21 protein-coding genes are annotated in these 18,148 nt (G+C 72.3%); 5 read left to right on the top strand and 16 right to left on the bottom strand.

Features of this window, described 5'->3' with window-relative positions; genetic code table 11:
* Positions 1-23: 23 nt before the first annotated feature.
* Together IF22_RS0113265 and IF22_RS0113260 are read right to left on the bottom strand one after the other, a co-directional pair.
* Positions 24-1,211, bottom strand: coding sequence for an ABC transporter substrate-binding protein (locus IF22_RS0113265; RefSeq protein WP_030331728.1), 1,188 nt, complete (start codon positions 1,209-1,211; stop codon positions 24-26).
* An 81-nt stretch (positions 1,212-1,292) separates the two neighbouring features.
* Positions 1,293-2,090, bottom strand: coding sequence for an alpha/beta hydrolase family protein (locus IF22_RS0113260; RefSeq protein ID WP_030331727.1), 798 nt, complete (start codon positions 2,088-2,090; stop codon positions 1,293-1,295).
* 84 nt (positions 2,091-2,174) lie between these two features.
* On the opposite strand from IF22_RS0113260, the gene IF22_RS0113255 reads away from it, so the two are divergent.
* Complete coding sequence (locus IF22_RS0113255; protein ID WP_030331726.1) at positions 2,175-2,777, top strand: bacterial proteasome activator family protein; 603 nt, start codon at positions 2,175-2,177, stop codon at positions 2,775-2,777.
* Between the two features lie 2 nt (positions 2,778-2,779).
* Here the strand turns inward: IF22_RS0113255 and IF22_RS0113250 are convergent, their stop codons facing one another.
* The 3 genes from IF22_RS0113250 to IF22_RS0113240 form a co-directional block, all read right to left on the bottom strand.
* The gene (locus IF22_RS0113250) at positions 2,780-3,592 is read right to left on the bottom strand and encodes an HAD family hydrolase (protein WP_030331725.1); all 813 of its coding nucleotides are present in this window, start codon (positions 3,590-3,592) and stop codon (positions 2,780-2,782) included.
* Entirely contained in the window at positions 3,592-4,413 is an 822-nt protein-coding gene (locus tag IF22_RS0113245; RefSeq protein WP_030331724.1) for an HAD family hydrolase, read from the bottom strand. The genes IF22_RS0113250 and IF22_RS0113245 overlap by 1 nt, the downstream gene beginning before the upstream one ends.
* A gap of 646 nt (positions 4,414-5,059) precedes the next feature.
* Positions 5,060-5,797 carry a hypothetical protein gene (locus IF22_RS0113240; RefSeq protein WP_030331723.1) on the bottom strand — a complete coding sequence of 246 codons (738 nt, stop codon included), beginning with the start codon at positions 5,795-5,797 and terminating at the stop codon, positions 5,060-5,062.
* A 131-nt stretch (positions 5,798-5,928) separates the two neighbouring features.
* Between IF22_RS0113240 and IF22_RS0113235 the strand changes: the two genes are divergently transcribed.
* The 3 genes from IF22_RS0113235 (at position 5,929) to IF22_RS0113225 (ending at position 7,900) form a co-directional block, all read left to right on the top strand.
* Complete coding sequence (locus tag IF22_RS0113235; protein WP_030331722.1) at positions 5,929-6,360, top strand: OsmC family protein; 432 nt, start codon at positions 5,929-5,931, stop codon at positions 6,358-6,360.
* Positions 6,361-6,511: 151 nt separating this feature from the next.
* A complete protein-coding gene (locus IF22_RS0113230; RefSeq protein WP_030331721.1) occupies positions 6,512-6,859 on the top strand; it encodes a metallopeptidase family protein in 348 nt (115 codons plus the stop codon).
* A gap of 318 nt (positions 6,860-7,177) precedes the next feature.
* A complete protein-coding gene (locus tag IF22_RS0113225; protein WP_030331719.1) occupies positions 7,178-7,900 on the top strand; it encodes an AIM24 family protein in 723 nt (240 codons plus the stop codon).
* 71 nt (positions 7,901-7,971) lie between these two features.
* Here the strand turns inward: IF22_RS0113225 and pheA are convergent, their stop codons facing one another.
* From pheA to IF22_RS0113200, 5 genes are all read right to left on the bottom strand, one after another.
* Positions 7,972-8,928 carry a prephenate dehydratase gene (pheA, locus tag IF22_RS0113220; RefSeq protein ID WP_030331717.1) on the bottom strand — a complete coding sequence of 319 codons (957 nt, stop codon included), beginning with the start codon at positions 8,926-8,928 and terminating at the stop codon, positions 7,972-7,974.
* A 10-nt stretch (positions 8,929-8,938) separates the two neighbouring features.
* A complete protein-coding gene (locus IF22_RS0113215) occupies positions 8,939-9,433 on the bottom strand; it encodes a hypothetical protein (protein WP_030331715.1) in 495 nt (164 codons plus the stop codon).
* A gap of 207 nt (positions 9,434-9,640) precedes the next feature.
* Positions 9,641-10,030 (bottom strand): ACT domain-containing protein, encoded by a 390-nt coding sequence (locus tag IF22_RS0113210; protein ID WP_030331713.1) that lies wholly within the window; start codon positions 10,028-10,030, stop codon positions 9,641-9,643.
* 75 nt (positions 10,031-10,105) lie between these two features.
* Complete coding sequence (locus IF22_RS0113205) at positions 10,106-10,564, bottom strand: hypothetical protein (RefSeq protein WP_030331711.1); 459 nt, start codon at positions 10,562-10,564, stop codon at positions 10,106-10,108.
* A 167-nt stretch (positions 10,565-10,731) separates the two neighbouring features.
* Positions 10,732-11,469, bottom strand: a complete 738-nt coding sequence (locus IF22_RS0113200; protein ID WP_030331709.1) for a hypothetical protein — start codon at positions 11,467-11,469, stop codon at positions 10,732-10,734.
* A gap of 163 nt (positions 11,470-11,632) precedes the next feature.
* Here IF22_RS0113200 and IF22_RS0113195 point away from each other — a divergent pair, with 163 nt between their 5' ends.
* Positions 11,633-12,946 (top strand): arginine deiminase, encoded by a 1,314-nt coding sequence (locus IF22_RS0113195; RefSeq protein WP_051708445.1) that lies wholly within the window; start codon positions 11,633-11,635, stop codon positions 12,944-12,946.
* Here IF22_RS0113195 and IF22_RS0113190 read toward each other — a convergent pair.
* From IF22_RS0113190 to IF22_RS0113165, 6 genes are all read right to left on the bottom strand, one after another.
* The gene (locus IF22_RS0113190) at positions 12,910-13,797 is read right to left on the bottom strand and encodes a DUF5926 family protein (protein ID WP_030331701.1); all 888 of its coding nucleotides are present in this window, start codon (positions 13,795-13,797) and stop codon (positions 12,910-12,912) included. The two genes, IF22_RS0113195 and IF22_RS0113190, sit on opposite strands and share 37 nt — an antisense overlap.
* A gap of 59 nt (positions 13,798-13,856) precedes the next feature.
* Positions 13,857-14,276, bottom strand: a complete 420-nt coding sequence (locus tag IF22_RS0113185) for an ATP-binding protein (RefSeq protein ID WP_030331699.1) — start codon at positions 14,274-14,276, stop codon at positions 13,857-13,859.
* A 67-nt stretch (positions 14,277-14,343) separates the two neighbouring features.
* The gene (locus IF22_RS0113180; protein WP_030331697.1) at positions 14,344-15,798 is read right to left on the bottom strand and encodes a PAS domain-containing sensor histidine kinase; all 1,455 of its coding nucleotides are present in this window, start codon (positions 15,796-15,798) and stop codon (positions 14,344-14,346) included.
* 55 nt (positions 15,799-15,853) lie between these two features.
* Entirely contained in the window at positions 15,854-16,642 is a 789-nt protein-coding gene (locus tag IF22_RS0113175) for a glycerophosphodiester phosphodiesterase (protein ID WP_030331695.1), read from the bottom strand.
* Between the two features lie 10 nt (positions 16,643-16,652).
* Positions 16,653-16,988, bottom strand: a complete 336-nt coding sequence (locus IF22_RS0113170; protein WP_030331693.1) for a rhodanese-like domain-containing protein — start codon at positions 16,986-16,988, stop codon at positions 16,653-16,655.
* A gap of 58 nt (positions 16,989-17,046) precedes the next feature.
* On the bottom strand, positions 17,047-18,009 hold the full coding sequence (locus tag IF22_RS0113165) for an LCP family protein (RefSeq protein WP_030331691.1): 963 nt from the start codon (positions 18,007-18,009) through the stop codon (positions 17,047-17,049).
* Positions 18,010-18,148 lie beyond the last annotated feature (139 nt).

Genomic DNA, 18,148 nt, shown 5'->3' with positions numbered 1-18,148 from the left:
CCGAACCGTGCTTGCGCGGGCGGTCAGCCCAGCGTGGCCAGCTCGTTGATCAGCACGTTCGACATGACCTGACCGTCGCGCTGCACCTCACGCAGGTACCACTTCTGCTGCGGGGTACGCGGCTGGTTGAACTGCCAGATGCCGCGCGGGCTGTCGATCTGGCCGATCTTGCCCAGGGCCAGGTTGACCTGCTGCGGCGTCGGCTTCCCGCCGGTCAGCTGGATGGCCTGGTCGAGCACCTGCGCCGCGTCGTACGACGCCATCGCGTACGTGGTGGGCGTGACCTGGTACTTCTTGCGGTACGCCGAGGCGAAGACCCGGTTCGACGTGTTGTTCAGGTCGGCCGAGTAGTTCAGCGCGGTCTGGATGCCCAGCGCGTTGTCCTTCAGGTTCTCCAGCACGGTGCCCTCGGTGAGGAAGCCCGGTGCGTAGATCGGCCCGGCGAACTTCTCCCGCAGCTGCTTGATGAACTCGACGGCGGCCGCCCCGGCGAAGAAGCAGAAGACCGCGGTGGGCTTCTTGGCCAGCGCCTTGGAGATGTCCGAGGCGTACGTCGTCTTGCCGGGGTTGCCGGTGGCGTTGGTGTAGGTCACCGGGTCGCTGATCCGCGGGTCGGTCGCGCCGAACTCCTGCTTGAAGCCGCGTACGACGTCCGGGCTGCCGACGTTCTCCGGCATGATGATCGCGACCCGACCGTTGGCCGGCAGTTGGTCGCGCAGGTAACGCCCGAGCGCCCGGCCGGCCTCGTCGAGCACGTACGAGGTCCGCCAGATGTAGAAGACGCTCTGCAGGCTGCTCGGTGAGGCGTTGGAGCCGATCAGCGGGACCCGGGCCTGCTCCACGGTGTCCCGGATGCCGACCATCACCGCCGAGTTGACCACGCCGGTGAGCGCCAGCACGCCCTGCTTGAGGAGGCCCTCGACGGCGGCCTTGCCCGTCTTCGCGGTGTCGCCCTCGTCGGCGGTCAGCAGCTCGACGGGGTGGCCGCCCAGCCGCTGGTCGTGCAGGTCGAGGAAGAGCTGGAAGCCGTTGGTGATGTCGTCGCCGATGCTCTTGAAACCGCCGGCCTGCGGCGTGATCAACCCGATCTTGACCGGGCTGCGGTTGGCGGTCGGTTCGGCGTCACTGTCTGAGCCACACCCGGCGACGAACCCGGTGGTACCGAGCGCGGCCAACAGTTGGAGCGCCCGCCTGCGATTCATCTGCGACACCGAGTTCCTTCCAAGGAAGCGTTACAGGGCCGAACACCGCCCCTCCGGCGTTCTACCTGGTCCGCGACGCTGCGTCAATGGCTAGTGATCATCGTGCAGGGACCGCAACACAGCGAGGACCTGGGGCCAGGCGACGGACTCCGGGTCGATCAGCCCGAAATGCTCGCATCCAGGCAGTTCAACAAGGGAGATATCGGATCCTGCGGCACTGGCTTCCGCTACGAAATCCCGGCTCATGTCCGCCGGCACCTGATGATCGTCTGAACCGTGTATAACTACTGTGCGTGTTCGTATCGGTACCAACATCCGTGGATCCGCCGTCGCGTACCGGTCCGGGACCTGCTCCGGGCCGCCGCCGAGCAGCGCGGCGACCGCGCCCGAGTCCAGATCGCGCCGGTACGCCTCGCCCAGGTCGGCCACCGGGGCCAGGGCGAGCACCCCGCCCACCGTGGCCGGGGCGGTGGCCGCCACGTACAGCGCCAGGTGACCCCCGGCGGAGTGCCCGACCAGGATCGGCGGGGTCGGGCTCACCCGGCCGGGCAGCGCGTCGGCCGCCAGCACGGGCAGCTCGGCCACCCCGGTCAGGACGTCGGTCAGGGTGCCCGGCCAGCCGCCACCGGGCTGCCCCGTCCGGCGGTATTCCAGCTGCGCCACCGGGTAGCCCTGGGCGGCGAGGGCCGTGGCCAGCGGGCCGGTGTGCCGCCGGTCGTACTCGGCCCGCCAGAACCCCCCGTGCAGCACGACGACGAGCGGCCGGGCCGGCCCGGTCCCCGCCGGGAGGCGCAGATCGGCCACCTGATTCGGGTCGTCCCCGTACGCCACGGTCCGGTCGGGCTCCGGAGCGGGCCGGGTCAACACGGCGCGCGGGTCGACAGGCATGGCGCGACGGTAGCGCGCCCCGCAGGGGTGGTTCGGCCCCGGGAGTCGGTCCCGGGGGGCATGGCCCGCGCCCACTGGGTAAAGATGGACCCCATGACCGAAGCGCGCTCAGCTGGACAGAACGACGAGCCCGGCCCCGACGACTCCGGCCAGTCCGGCACCGTGGTGGTGGTCGGCCCGGACGGTCGGCCGATCGGCACGATGCAGACCGACGAGGGCCAGGGTGAGGACCCGACCCGCCTGGTCGAACAACCGGCCAAGGTGATGCGGATCGGCAGCATGATCAAGCAGCTGCTGGAGGAGGTGAAGGCCGCACCTCTCGACGACGCCAGCCGCCACCGGATGCGGGAGATCCACGAGCGGTCGATCGTCGAGCTCAAGGAGGGCCTCGCCCCCGAGCTGCGCGACGAGCTGGAGCGCATCTCGCTGCCCTTCACCGAGGACAAGGCCCCCAGCGAGGGCGAGCTGCGGATCGCGCACGCCCAGCTCGTCGGCTGGCTGGAGGGCCTGTTCCACGGCATCCAGGCCGCGCTGGTGGCCCAGCAGATGGCCGCCCGGGTGCAGCTGGAGCAGATGCGCGGCGGCCGGCAGGCGCTGCCCAGCGGCCCCGGCGGAATCGTCCCCGGGATGCCGGGCATCGGCCAGCCGGGCGGCGGCGAGGGTCACAACACCGGTCAGTACCTCTGACCTCAGTCCACCCCGAAGATCCCCTCCAGGTACGCCGCCACGCCGTCCTCGGTGTTCGCCGTCGTCACGTCGTCGGCGACCGCCAGGACGGCGCGGTGCGCGTTGGCCACCGCCACCCCACGGCCGGCCCAGGTCAGCATCGGTACGTCGTTGGGCATGTCGCCGAAGGCCAGCACGTCCGCCGCGGCCACCCCGAGCTGGTCGCAGTACCAGGCCAGCCCCGCCGCCTTGGTCACCCCGGCCGCGGAGATCTCCACCAGCCCCGAGGACGACGAGTGGGTGGCCTCGGCCAGCCCCGCCACCGCCGTGGCGATCAGCTCGGCGAAGGCGTCCGGGTCCTGCTCACCGGCGCGGGCGAGGAGCTTCACCGCCGGCACCGAGAGCAGTTCCTCCGGCGTTTCGATCGGCCGGATGCCGTCGGCGTCGGCGTCCCAGCGCAGCGGGTAGTGCGCCTCGTGCCGCATCTCCCGGCTGTCCAGGATCTCCACGGCGAAGCTGATCCCAGGCACCTCGGCCCGTAGCCTCCGGGCCACCTCCGCCAGGTGCTGTGGTGCGAGCGGGTCGGCCCGCACCACCTCGTCCTCAAACGGGTCGTAGACCACGGCGCCGTTGGCGCAGACCGCCGGCAGCGGCCGGGCGAGCTGGTCGTACACCATCTTGAGCCAGCGGACCGGACGGCCGGTGACCAGGACGACCGGCGTGCCTCCCGCGGAGATCCGGGCGAGCAGGTCGGCGGTGCGTGGGCTGACGGTGTGGTCGTCGCGGATCAGCGTGCCGTCGATGTCGGTGGCGATGAGGCGGGGCGTGTTTCCCATTACCGGGACAGTAGCCGGTCGAGATACACCGCCACCCCGTCGTCGTCGTTGCGCAAGGTCACCTCGTCGGCGACGGCGCGCAGCGCGGGGTGCGCGTTTGCCACTGCCACCCGCGACCAGCCGGCCCATCCGAACATCGGCAAGTCGTTGGGCATGTCACCGAAGACCAGCACGTCGGCCGGGTCGACCCCGAGGGTCTGCGCCACCACTGTCAGCCCGGTCGCCTTGTCCACGCCGGGCGGGCAGATCTCGACGAAGCCGAGCCCGGCCTGGGTGAGCGTGGCGACCTGCGGCGGGATGATCTCGCGGGCCACCGCCAGCAGCTCGTCCACGTGGTGGTCGGCGGTCCGGGCGAAGGCCTTGATCACGTCGGAGGCGAGGCACTCGTCACGGGTGCGCGCCTCGAAGCGGTCCTGGTAGGGCCAGCTCTCGTGGTAGTCACCCCAGAGCGGGGCGTCGTGCTCGTCGGACGCCTCGACCATGACGGTGAGCGGGCCGACCTGCGCCTCCAGATCGGCGAGCAGCCGGGCCAGCACCTCGGCGGGCAACCGCTCGTCGCGGAGCACCACCGGGCCGCTCGGGTCGCTCTGGTCGACCACCCATCCGCCGCCGGCCATGACCAGGAAGTCGGCGGCGCGGATGTCGTTGCGGGTCAGTTCGCTCAACCGAGGGCCGCGTCCGGTCGCGCCGACCACCGGAATTCCGGCGGCGCGCACCCGGTCGAGCACCCCATGGGTGTACGCGGAGACGGTGTCATCGCTGCGGACCAGCGTCCCGTCGAGGTCGGTCGCGATCAACTTGGGCAGTCCCGGGCGGGTCATCGTTCCTCCTTCGCCCGCCGCCGTCGCACCTGCCATGGCCAGGGAGAGCGCGGCCCGGCGTGACGGCGGGCAGCAACCGTACCTCGCGAAAAGGGCCCCAACCATGGCTTCCAGGCGAATCGGACGCCAACCCCCGGCACCCCTGCGGTGTCCCCCGCGTGCCGCAGCCTTTACGCGCTGCCTCGGCTTCCTCGCGCTGTCCGTGATCTCGCGCTTGGGGTCGCCGTGCTTTGGGCCGCCGTGCGGTCCGCGATCTTGTGCTTTGGGCCGCCGGGCTATGTTTGGGCCTTATGTCGGGCTGCGAGCGGGGCCGGTGCGACCGCCAGTTCCCCGCTCATCCCAAGATCGTGCTCAATCAAGGAAGTAGTGGCCTGCGGGCCGCGCGGATACCACTACATCAATGTTCAAGCACGATCTTGGCGGGGGTGGGCCGAGGGCTTGGGCGCGGGGCCGTGGGGGGTCGGCCGGGGCCGGGGAGCCGGGCGCGGTGGGCCGGGGCCGGGGACTCGAGCGCGGTGGGGTGGGGTGGGGCCTGGGACTCGGGCGCCGTGGGGTGGGGCCTGGGACCCGGCGTGGTGGGGTGGGACCTGGGACCAGGGCGTGGTGGGGCGCTGTTATCGACGTGGGCTGGGGGTGACGGTGGAGGTCAGTGCTGTGGGTCGGGGCGGGTGAAGGGGGCGGCGGGGGTGACGGTCAGGTCGGCGGGGGCGGGCAGGCCGTCCTCGATCGGGTCGGGGTTGCGGCGGCGGCGCCAGGGGCGCGGTGCTGGCCCGTCGGCGGACCGGTCCTCGTCCGGCCGGTCGAACGCGCCGGGGGGTGCGGCAGGCGCCAGCCGCAGGGCGGCCGCGAACAGCACACAGGCGGCGAACGCCATCACCAGCCCACGGCCGTACTCGGCCCGGAAGCCGTCGTCGGGCGAGTAGAAGAAGTCCCGCTGGCTGGGGTCGTCGAGGGTGGCAGTGGCGGCCACCAGCAGTGCCAACAGGGCACCGGCCAGAGCGAGACCGGCCAGCCGGGCGTTCGGCCGCACGGCCGCCGTGCCCCGCAACGCCAGCACCACGGTGCAGACGAGGGCGAGCAGGCCGACCAGGTAGCCCACCCCGAAGCCACCGACCTCGGACACCCCGGCGGGCACCTCGATCGTCGAGTTCCCCTCGGGCCCGCCGTTCGGCAGGCTCATCACGAGCCACTCACCGAGAAGTGAGGCGATCGCGGCCACCGCGCCCAGACCGGCGAGCAGCAGCGGCAGCCGAGGATCCTGCGCGAGGCCGGCCAGGGACCAGGCGAACCGGCCCCGGCGGGTCGTGTCGACGGCACCCCACTCGATCACGGCGGGGGCCTCGGACCGATCGCCCTGCCGGGGGATTGGAAGCTCCTCGGACATCGGCCACCCTTCCGCCGGTCTCGGGCCTGGGTCGCATCATGGCACAGCAAGCTGGTGGTGACAGGGATCGCAGGGCTGGCGAGCGCGCCGGTCTGTCGCTCGGCGGTCGCGTTTCCGCTAGCGTTTGCCCCATGCCAATCCGTACCGCTTCAGCACAGTGGCAGGGCAACCTCACCGAGGGCGCGGGCACCGTCCGCACCGGTAAGGGCGGCCTGTCCGGCAACTACTCCTTCAAGTCGCGCTTCGAGGAGGGTGAGGGCACCAACCCCGAGGAGCTGATCGCCGCCGCGCACGCCGGCTGCTTCTCGATGGCGTTCTCCAAGGCGCTTGCCGACGCGGGCTCGACGGCCACCTCGGTCGAGACCACCGCCAAGGTGCACCTGGACAAGACCGACGCCGGCATGACCGTCACCCGGATCGACCTGGAGACGGTCGGCCAGATCCCGGGCATCGACGAGGCGGAGTTCCAGAAGCTCGCCGAGGCAGCCAAGGCCAACTGCCCGATCTCCCGTCTGCTCTCGCCGGGTGCCGAGATCACCCTGAGCGCCCGCCTGGCCGCCTGAGCAAGCCGACCCACACCGCGTACGTCCACGGAAGAAGCCTCCGCCCGTTCCCGGGTGGTCGCTTCTTCCGTGCGGGTGCGAATGACGGCCATAGTCGTCTAGTAGAGCCAGGCCGCCTGCCCCCGCGTCGGGCACAATGGGCGAGGTGCCGGTGGAGATGAGCCGTGAGCGCTTCGAGGAGTTGGTCGGCGAAGCCCTCGACGAGGTGCCCGAGGAACTGCTCGGCCTGATGAACAACGTGGTGATCCTGGTCGAGGATGACCCGCCACCGGGAGAGGCCGACCTGCTCGGCCTCTACGAGGGGCATGCGCTCACCGCGCGCGGTTGGGACTACTCCGGAGTGCTGCCGGACCGGATCTTCATCTACCGCCATCCCATCCTGCGGATCTGCGACAACGACGAGGACGTCATCGACGAGGTGGCGGTGACAGTCGTGCACGAGATCGCCCACCACTTCGGCATCGACGACGCGCGGCTGCACGCGCTCGGCTGGGGCTGAGCCCGGGCTCGCCACCCCGCCGCCTCCGCCCCGCCCCCGCCGCTCGCCGCTCGGCCGCCCCGCCCTCGCCCCCGCGCTCGACGCGCCCCCGCCCTCGCCCCGGCCCCGCCCCGGCCCCCGCCCTCGATGCCCCGCTGCCGCTCGACGGCCGCGACGCGCCGCTGCCCCGCTGCCCCCGCCGCTCGACGGTCGCGACGCGCCGCTGCCCCCGCCCCCGCCGCTCGACGGTCGCGACGCGCCGCCCAACCGATGGCTGGTGCTTGCCGGGGTCGCCTACCGTCGGTGCAGCGAACGCGACCCTATTCAGGAGGCCCTTTCATGCGCAGCGAGCTGTTCTCCACGGAGAATCTGGAGAAGGAGTCCGCGCAGCCCGGCATGCGGTTGCAGAACTCCAAGATGTTGAAGATCGAGCTCAACGGCGAGGCAATGGCCCGGGTCGGGTCGATGGTCGCCTACCAGGGCAATGTGCAGTTCCAGGCGCTGGGCTCGGGCGGGCTGGGCAAGTTCCTCAAGCAGAAGCTCACCGGCGAGGGTGTCCCGCTGATGAAGGTCTCCGGCCAGGGTGACGTCTTCCTCGCCGAGCTGGCCAAGGACGTGCACATCATCGACCTGGAGCCGGGCGACGCCCTCTCCATCAACGGCAGCAGCGTGCTCGCCTTCGACTCCACCCTCCAGTACGACATCAGGATGGTCGGCGGTGCCGGGATGGCGTCGTCCTCCGGCCTCTTCAACTGTGTCTTCAGCGGCTACGGGCGGATCGCCATCACCACCAAGGGCACCCCGGTCGTGCTCAACGTGGACGCCCCGACGTACGTCGACCCGCAGGCCGCCGTCTGCTGGTCGGCCAACCTCCAGACCGGCTACCACCGGGCCGAGCAGCTCGGCCTCGGCACGCTGCTCGGCCGTCGCACCGGTGAGTCGTTCACCATGAGCTTCGCCGGTCAGGGCTTCGTCGTGGTGCAGCCGTCCGAGGAGCCGCCGGTCATGGGCAGCGGTCAGCAGCAGCAGGAGGGCGGCCTGCTCGGCGGCCTGCTGAGCTGACCACAACGGCGGCGCTGAGCTGACCACCACAGCGGCGTGGGCGCTCCCGGTTCTCGGGGGCGCCCGGCCGGTCAGGTCAGCTCACCGGTACGTAGTCGGGTCAGCCAGGCCGCCGCGTCGGCGTAGTCGACGTCGGAGAGGCCCGCCGGCGCGGGGACCGGGCGTTGGCCCGCCGTCCCGGCCCATCGGTGCCGGGGGTAGGAGCCCAGGAAGCGGACGTCGGCACAGACCCGACGGAGCCCCTGCAACGCCTCGCCCAGGCGTACGTCGGCCACGTGGCCGGTGCAGTCCAGGAAGAAGACGTAGCGGCCCAGCGCCTCGCCGGTCGGACGGGACTCGATCCGGGTCAGGTTGACGCCCCGGACGGCCAGCTCCATCAGCACGGACAGCAGCGCGCCGACCCGGTCGTGGGCGATGTAGACCGCGAGCGAGGTGAGATCGTCACCGGTCGGCGGCGGGGGCGGCCCGGGGCGGGACACCAGCGCGAACCGGGTCACCGCGTCAGGGTGGTCGGCGATCTTGTCGGCGAGTGTCGTGAGCCGGTGCCCGGAGGCGCCGATCGGCGCGCAGATCGCCGCGTCGTACTCGCCAGTGCCGGCACCGGCGGCGGCCGCGCCGTTGGAGAGCACATCGACCACCACGGCGTCGGGCAGGTGGTCGCGCAGCCAACCTCGGCACTGGGTGGACGCCTGCGGGTGGGCCGCCACGGTGTGGATCTCGGTCAGCGAGGTGCCGGGTCGCGCGGCGAGCACGAACTCCACCGACAGGACCACCTCCCGGGTGATCACCAACGGCTCGCCCTCGGCCATCTCGTCCAGCGTGACGCCCACCGCGCCGCCGATCGAGTTCTCCAGTGGCACCAGCGCGGCGTCGGCGTCGCCGGCCCGGACGCTGTCCAGCGCCTCGCCGACGCTCCGGGCGGGTGTACGGGTGCCGCGCTCGGCGGCGGGCAGGGAGCGCAGGGCCTGTTCGGCGAAGGTGCCCTCCGGCCCCAGGTAGACGAATCGCGTCGGCGGTGTTCCCGGCATGCCGATCAGCCTACGCACCTGGCCCGTTGGCCGGGCCGGCGTCACAGGCCAGGGTGCGGATCCCGGCCGGACTGACGGCGCGTACCTCGACGGTGCAGACGTCGGTGCCGGCGGTTACCAGCACCGGGGCGCTGGCCCTGCCCCGGGTGACCACCTGGAGTTCCTCGTGCCCGGTCACCTCCAGCACCGTGAACTGCCAGTCGCCGGCACAGAGTGGCCCGGTGCGGACCCGCACCCGGACGTTCGCTGGAAGCACTCCGGCCTGGCCGCGCAAGAGTTGCTGAACCCGCTGCCCGGTCGGCCCGTTGCGGCACGCGGTCGCGACCAACCCGGCGTCCGCGGTGGGCGTCACAGTGGCGAGCGGCGGTGCGGTGGGCGGCGTGGTCGTGGGCGCGGTGCTCGGGGCGGGCGTCGTCGGGCTCGCGGTGTGCGTGGCCACGCCCGTCGGTTCTCCCAGCCCGGGTGGGGCACCGCAGCCGGCCAGCACCGCGACGGCGAGCACCATCGGCAGGACCCGGGTGATGGCCGGCGTGGGTACGCGATGCGCTGCCCGCTCGTCAGTCGCCGGTGGGGGGTGAATCGTCGCCTGCGGTGCGGGGGGAGCGGGGTGGGGTGGGGTGAACGGCACGGGCCGATCCTCGGGACATCGGAGAATTCGTCGCGGCCGGGGTGGCCGAGCCCATCGTAGGGTGAGCGGCCGATCGGGTGAAGGTCAACCGGTGACGCGGTGCCCGGCACGCTGGAGGGCCGCCGTTCCCTCGGTCAGCCGGACGGTCGGCACCAGCAGATAGTCGGTGTCGAACGTGGAGAACGTGACGGCGCTGACCCGGGCCTCGGCGAGCGGGTCGACGAGCGCGGCCAGGCTGCCGGCGCCGGCCAGCGCCACCGGGGCGGTGACCCGCAGACAACGCCAGGTCGTCTCCAGTACGGCCTGTGCCGGCGCCCGGTCGATCGGGCAGATCACGGAGATGCCGTCGGAGGTCCAGCTCACCGTCACCACGTCCGTTCCGCGCAGCCCGCTCGACAGCGCGTACGGCAGGGTGCTGCCGGCGGCCATCCGGCACACAGCGTATTCCCCCGGCAACAGGGCGATATCGAGCATGAAGGCACCCTACGGCCTTCCGGCGGGCCCGCCCGGGCAACGCCGCGTGCGGCACACGACACACTCCGCCGCAGGTCAGACCTCGGAGAAGAAGGTGAGTGAACCGGCCACGGTGCCGTCGGTGAGCAGCGGGGTGGAGATCGCGTCGACTGTCGCGTCGGAGCTGTTCGCCGAGGCGGCCTGCACCCGGAGCAGCCCACGGGCCAGCCGGCCGGAGGAGAGCGCCAGCAGGGGCGGGATCTTGTCGATCTCGGCTTCGGTCAGCTCGCCCCGGTTGGCGGTGAAGTCGAGCAGGCGCAGCCCGCCGTCGAGCAGCGGTCGGCCGATCAGCCCGTCCGGCTCGCCGAGGCAGAGCAGGTCGCAGCCGGCCGTGGAGATCGCCACCACCCGGGTGTCGGCGTCGATCAGCAGACACGGCTCATCGGCCCGGGAGACTGTCGACGACCATTGGCCGACGTTGTCGGACTCCGGCTCTGTCGAGGCCCGCGCCGCCGGCACGAACGCTTCCGAGAGCGAAAGTTCGACGTGGGCCACCGCGCCTCCTATGTGCACCGATCGACTGTCCACGCTAGCGGGTCGCCGACGGAATCACCGAGCGCACCGGGTCACCGGGCCGCGCGGGGTTGACCGAGGCGACCGGCGACGGCGCGGAGACCGGTGAGGTGAAGGGGGACCGGAGCCGCGTGGCGTCGCCGGTGACGTTACCGGCGGTGGGCCGGCTTGTCAGCGGCCGTTCGGCCCTCGTCGTACCACCGGTAGTCGGCCGTTGGACGGTACGTGCCGTTCAGCCAGGTGCTGGGGTGCTGTGCGACCCGGGAGAGCTTTTCGGCGGTGGCCGGGCTGATCCGGCTGCCTCCGGCCACGAGCAACCGGTCCAGTTCCCGGTGGGTGGCCATCAGGCAGTCCTTCGGAAGGCCGTAGACGCTGATGACGCCGGAGCCGACGAAGGTCAGCACCGGCGTCACCGGGACGGGCAGCCCCACCGCGTCGGAGAGGGCCTTGCTGGCCCGCTTGGCGTCCCGGCGGGACTCGGCCACGTACGGGGGCCGTTTGCCGTTGATCTGCACGACGTCGCCGGCGACGAGCACCCTGGCCCGGCCGTGGTCGGCGATGGTCACGGCGAAGAGACCGCTCGGCCCGATGGCGAGGAACCCGGCCCGGTCGTCCTGCCCGCGGTCGAGCACGTCTGTCACGTCTGTGCGCGGCCACTCGATCACGTGCCAGGCGGGCCCGAGATGGTCGAGTTGGCCCAACGCCCGTGCCCCGGCCGCCTCCAGGCGGCGGGCACCCCGCTCGGCCCGACGACGGCGGGCCCATTCGAGCGGTGTCGGACGGACCGGTTCCAGAACCCCCGGCGCCTCGACGCGGGGGTGTGGCACCGCGACGGGCGGCAGTGCCCGAGCGGACGGTACGGCTCGTCGTGCGGGAAAGACAGTCATCGCGACCTCCGGCAAAAGGTCCCTCGAAGTTATGTCCTCACTACCCTACGTTGCCACTACCGGTGTTCGGCAAGCCGGAACGCCGGAGTGACTGTGGATGAATGCCATATTCATCCACAGTTCTTTTCTCGGATGCCGCTAAACCCTGCCCTACGCTGCGGGAGTGACCCACTACGTCGACAGTGAAGTCGGGCGGCTCGGCACCGTACTGCTGCACCGGCCCGGCCCCGAACTGGCCCGGCTCACCCCACGCAACAACGACTCGCTCCTGTTCGACGCGATCCCCTGGGTGGGACGCGCCCAGGAGGAGCACGACGCGTTCGCCGCCGCCCTGCGCGAGCGCGGCGTGGAGGTGCTCTACCTGGCCACCCTGCTGGCCGAGACGCTCGCCGTCGAGGACGCCCGGGCCGAGCTGACCGAGGAGGTGCTGCGCTCCCCACGGCTCGGCGACACCCTGCGCGCCCGCGTCGCCGACCATCTCTCCTACCTGGACCCGGCCGCCCTGGCCGACGTGCTCACCGCCGGGCTGGCCCACGAGGAGTTGCGGATCAGCTCGGAGCGGCCGGGTGGGCTGGTCTACACGCTGATGGACCGACACGACTTCGTCATCGACCCGCTGCCCAACCTGCTGTTCACCCGCGACTCGTCGCTGTGGATCGGCGACCGGGTGGGTGTCACCAGCCTGGCCATGCCGGCCCGCCGCCGCGAAACCACACTGACCGACGCCATCTACCGCCACCACCCCCGGTTCGCCGGCACCGAGTTCGTCTACCGCCCCAGCCTGGAGCACCTGGAGGGCGGCGACGTGTTGCTGCTCGCACCCGGGGTGCTGGCGGTCGGGGTGGGCGAGCGGACGACCCCGGCCGGCGCCGAGCGCCTCGGCCGGCAGGTCTTCGCCGCCGGGCTGGCCCACACCATCCTGGTGGTGCCGATCGCCCAGGAGCGCGCCACCATGCACCTGGACACCGTGTGCACGATGGTCGACGTGGATGCCGTGCTGATGTATCCCAACATCGCGAGCACGCTGTCCGCGTACACGGTGATCGCCGGCGGGGACGGCGAGGACCCGCGGGTGGACGGGCCGGCACCGTTCCTGCGGGCCGCCGCCGACGCGATGGACCTCGACCTGCTCCGGGTCATCGACACCGGGCTGGATCCGGTCACCGCCGAACGCGAGCAGTGGGACGACGGCAACAACACCCTCGCGTTGGCCCCACGGCTCTGCGTCGGCTACGAGCGCAACACCGAGACGAACGCCCAACTCGAGCGGGCCGGCATCGAGGTGATCCCGATCGCCGGGTCCGAGCTGGGCTCCGGCCGGGGCGGGCCGCGCTGCATGTCCTGCCCGTCGGTGCCGGCCTGCGGCAGGTGGGCCGGACGCCGACCTGCCGAATCACCCGCGAGCCGCTACCCGTCAACGGCTGAACGGGACCGCCCGGCTCAGCGCAGGGTGAGCTGGCGGCCGAGTAGCCCCTGACGGGCCCGACGGTCGGCGGCGTCGAGCGGGTCGGTGACGGTGAGCGCCTCGGCGTACCGCTTGGCGAACTGCGCCACCGGCTCCTCCCACTCGGCCGCCGGGGTGTCCTCCGGCAGGTCCCAGACCGGTACGAGTCGACCGTGCGCGCGGAACATGCCGGCGAACTTGGTCTGCTCGCCGAGCGTCAGGGTGCCGGCCGCGCCGAGGCGGGCCAACGCGTCGAGGGCGCCGTCCTCGTCGTCCGGCAGCACCCAGCGCACGTGCGCCTTCTCCGGCACCTGACACCAGTACGCGGCCTTCGCCGCGGTCAGCCGCACCGTCGGGTAGATGGCCGCGTTCGCCCGCTCCAGCGACGCCTGGACGGTCGGGTCGTCGGCGGCCCCGGGGTCGAGCCAGAACTCGAAACCGTCGTGCATGGTGATGTCCAGTGGACCGTCCACGAGGATGTCCTGCAGGCGGGGCCCGGGCCCGGGCAGTGGCGGCACTGCCACCTGGCCGCCCGGCTCGGTACGCAACGCGCTGAGCAACGCGTCGGCCAGATCCCGGGAGACGTCGCCGGACTGCTGGTGGCGCTGGAGACCGATGAGCACCCGGCCGTCCGGCTTGGTGATCGCCGGGGCGGCCATCGGCAGCACCGTGGCGAGCGTCACCGCCCGGTCACCGAACTCCTCGATGAGGGCGGGCGCCAGCCGCAGCGGGGCGGAGGCGGCGGGCACCAACTCGCGCAGCGCGATCCACTCGGACTCGTCGACCAGCCCGTCGAACGGACGCGGCACGAAGACGTCCCGCACCTTGTCGCGGCGGGGGGTGGTGTCGGCGGCGGTGCGCTGGCTCTTTCGACGCTTACTCACGGCGTCACAGCCTAGAGCCCCGAGCGGCTCGCCGTGGCCGGGACCCGCCCGGGCCGTCCTCAGCCCGCCGGCACCAGGTCGGGTCGGGGTGCCGGCGCCAGGTCGAACTCCGCCCAGACGCGCTGGCCCATGCCGTCCTGTTCGACGCCCCAGCGGGTGGCCAGGCCGGCCACGATGTGCAGCCCGCGCCCGTCCGCCGAGTCCGGGCTGGCCGTCCGGAGTCGGGGCCCGCTGTTCGCGCCGCCGCCGTCGGTGACCCGCAACTGGATGAGTGCGCCCTCGGCCGAGGGCCGCAGCCGCCAGGCGACCCGGATCACGCCGCCGGGCAGCGGCCTGGCGTGCCGTACCGCGTTTCCCACCAGTTCCGCGAGCACCGCGATCAGGTCCGCCAGGAGCGCCGGGGGTACGGCGTCGGCCAGTTCCGCGGCGAGCCGGTGTCGGGCCAGCCGTGCCCCACCCGGGTGGTGGGGAACCACCACACACCAGGATTGATCCCTCGCTACCGCTGCCGCTGCCACCGTCGCCTCCACGTCGCGCCACCCTCGGTCAACCGCGTGGTAGCCGCACCTCTGCGACCGTACCGCCGCCGTTCCTCGGACGTAGGGATACCCATCCATTCTGCTGTTCAACGATCCGGCGGACGAGATAGAGGCCGAGCCCGGCACCCGGGTAGCCGCGACGGTCACCGGACTCGCCCTGCCAGAACCTGTCGAAGGCCCGTTCCACGTGCTCGGGTCGGATGCCGATGCCCTGGTCGCTGACCCGGAACGCGACCAGTTGCCCGTCGACCGAGGCGGTGATCTCGATGGGTGAGTCCGGTGCCGAGTACTTACCGGCGTTGGTCGTCAACTCGGTGAGCACGGTGGCCAGGCTGGGCCGGTGACCGAGGGCCTTGGGCAGATCGCCGGGGAGGCGGAGCACCAGCCGGCGGCGCAGCTCCGCCGGCAGGTCCACGACGGCGGAACGCAGCGCCTCGGCGAGGTCGAACGGGGTGGGCGGGTCGTCGCCCGGCCCCACCTCCGCCGCAGAGCTGAGCAGCCGGTCGACCAGCCGGGCCAGCTCGTTGGCGCGTTGCCCGATCACCCGGGCGGCCTGCCGGCGGTCGACGTCGGTCAGCGACTCCCAGTGGTCGGTGAGGGTGTCCGCGTAGCCCTTGATCACCGTTACCGGGGTGCGCAGCTCGTGGCTGGTCACCGCGACGAACAGCTCCCGGTCGTGATCGCGGCGCTGCTGGTCGGTGATGTCGCGGAAGGTGACCACCCGCAACGTGCCCGGCCCGGGCAGCTCGCCGGAGGTGATCCGCAGCCAGCGGCCGTCCGGCAGTCGGTGGTCGCGAACCTGCCCGGAGGGCGGCAGCGGGAACGGCAACGGGTGGTTCAGCGCCTGCTCGACCGTCCGGCCGGTGACCTGGGCGGCGGCCGGGTTCCAGAGCCGGACGTGCCCGTCCCGGTCGACGACGGCCAGCCCGTCGGCGAGGGCGGCCACCACCGGGCCGTCACCGTGCACCGGCAGGCCACTCTGGTCGCCGTACATGTGCCCGACGCAGGACGCGAGGTAGCCGACCACCCCCTGCTGCTCGGGGCCCGGCTCGTCGTCGCCGGGATAGAGCGCGTGCAGGCTGCCGACGGTGTGGCCGCCGATCTCGGCCCGGGAGACCACCATCCGACGCAGGCCACTGCCGGCCAGTTCGCCGGCGAGCTTGCCGTTGAGGTCACCCACCCGCACCTGGCGCACCCGTGGCCCGGCGAGCAGGCAGACGGTGTCCGGGTCGTCGACAGCCAGTGGTCGGCCGAGGGCCCATTCGGCCACGCCGGTAGCGGCGATCACCCGGCCACCTGTCGGACCGAACTCGACGAACGCCATCCCGGTCGCGCCGAGCGCCGGCTGGGCCACCCGGAGCAGCTGGGTGAGGACCGGCAGGCCCGCGTCCCCAGAGTTGATCATCTCGATCACGACGGTGTGGCCGGCGATGAGAGCGGGGAAATCGATACGCTCCGGCATGTGCCGAGTCTGCCCCGCCGTCCCGGTTTTGGGCACCCCCGCCCGGCCGATCGGCTCAGCGGTCCAGCCGGGCGAGGGCGTACGCCGGCCGGTCGGTGATGACCCCGTCCACCCCGGCGGTCAGCACCAACTCCAGGTCGGCCGGTTCGTTGACAGTCCAGACGTACACCTGGTTGCCGGCCGCGCGCAGTGCGGGCAGCAGCTGCGGGCGGGCCCGGACCAGGCTGATGCCCGGCCCGGCGATCCGGGTGCCGAACGGCAGCCGACCCAACCGCAACCAGCGCGGCAACACCTCCAGCAACAGCACGGTGGGCAGCGTCGGGGCCAGCTCGCGCACCCGACGGACCGCCAACGGGGAGAACGACATGACGGTGACCTGCACCGGATCGTCCGGTGTCGGGTCGGCCAGCCCGTACCGGCGTAACAGGTTGACCAGTCGCCGTTCCACGTTCGAGCCGTAACGGGACGGGTGTTTCGTCTCGACCAGCAGCCGGACCGGCCGGCCGGCGGCGAGCACCGCGTCCAGGAGTCGGGCCAGGGTCAGCAGCCGGGTGTGCGACTCGTCCGGTGGCAGGTCGCCGTCCGGCGCGCTGCCGGGGTGCCACGAGCCGAAGTCCAGGGCGTCCAGTTCGGCGAGCGTGCGCGCGCTGACCAGACCGCGGCCGTTGCTGGTGCGGTCGAGTCGTCGGTCGTGCACGCAGACCAGGTGCCCGTCCCGGGTCAGCCGGACGTCGCACTCCAGGCCGTCGGCACCCTCGTCGAGGGCGCGCAGGTACGCGGCGAGGGTGTGCTCGGGTAGGTCGAACGAGGCGCCGCGGTGCGCGAAGACCAGTGGCCCGCCCATTGCGCCGGCCTCAGATGACCTGGCCGGGCTGCCCGTTCGCGTCGACCACAGGTCGGCCGACCGCGGCCCACTGGCGCATCCCGCCGTCGGCGTTGCGCACCTGCTCCCAGCCGTTGTTGATCAGGTAGGCGACGACCTGGGCGGAGCGCCCGCCGGAGCGGCAGACGACGGCCACCTCCCGGTCGGTGGGCACCTCGGCCAGTCGGGCCGGCAGTTGCATCATCGGCAGGTGGTGGGCGGTGGGGGCGTGGCCGGCCGCCCACTCGTCGTCCTCCCGCACGTCCAGCAGGTAGGTCTCGTCGGCGATCTCGGTCACGGGCACGGTGGGAACCTGGGGTCCGAACACAGGAAGCAACACTAGATCCTCGTGGCCCGGTTCGGCACCGACCGGGCCGTCGACACCGTCACAACCGGGTCACCCAGCGGGGGTTGACCTGCGCCCAGGCCGGCACCCGGGTGTCGCGAAGTGCCTCGAACAGCCCGTTGCCCCCGTTGTCGAGCACCACGTACGAGACCTCGTCGATGGTCTGCGGCGAGGAGGGCACCTGGACGCCGCGCATCCCGTCGGGCGGCAGCGCGCGCAGCGCGAGGAGCAGGTCCTCCAGGGGTACGCCGTTGGTGTCGACTGTCAACGAGCTGCCGACCGCCCGCAGCACCTGGTCGAGTTTGACGGGGTTGCTTCGCAGGTCCGCCCTGCCGGCGCTGTCCAGCATCGCCCGGAGCAACTGCTGCTGGTGGTGCTGCCGGTCGTAGTCACCGCCGGGCAGGTCGTAGCGCTGTCGGACGTAGTCCAGCGCCTGCGCGCCGTCCATCTGGTGGCAGCCGGTGGTGAAGACCCGGTTGGTGTGGATCGAGCGGACCTCGGTGTCCACGCACATCTGTACCCCGCCGAGCAGGTCGATGACCTTCCGGAAGCCGGAGAAGTCGATCAACGCGGCGCCGTCGAACTGGATTCCGGTGAGCCGGTGCAGGGTGGCGGAGAGCAGTTGGGCGCCGGCCTGCCCGCCGCCGCCGTGCTCGTACGCCGCATTGATCTTGTCCTGGCCACCGCCGAAGCCGTTGGCGGGCGGGATGGCGACCAGCAGGTCACGCGGGATGGAGACCAGGTACGCCTCCCGCTGCCCGGCGGGGACGTGGACGATGAGGATGGTGTCCGAGCGTTGGTCCGGGCCGCTGTCGCCGGGTCGTCGGTCGGAGCCGACCAGGAGGTAGTTGAGCGGCCCGTCCAGGTCGGTGCGGGCGGTACGGGCGTCGGGGTCGAGCAGTTGCTCCTTGGTCACCGTGCGGTCGTACCGGTGGCTGAGCGTCTTGAGCCCGGCCACGGCGAGCCCGGCCAGCAGGACGAGGGCCAGGCCGACGCCGAGCATGATGCGCGACCCACGGGCGCGAGGTGACCGGGCGGACGGGGCCGCTCCGGCCCGGCCCGCTGCGTTCCGTCCCCACCTGGACGTGACCGCCTCCCCGCAGCCGATACGTGAAACCTGCTCACGTCAGGCTACGGGCGGT

This window comes from Micromonospora parva (assembly GCF_000718515.1).
Lineage (GTDB): Bacteria > Actinomycetota > Actinomycetes > Mycobacteriales > Micromonosporaceae > Micromonospora > Micromonospora parva.
Note: the sequence above shows the minus strand (reverse complement) of the source record. Positions and strands in the feature narration are given on the sequence as shown.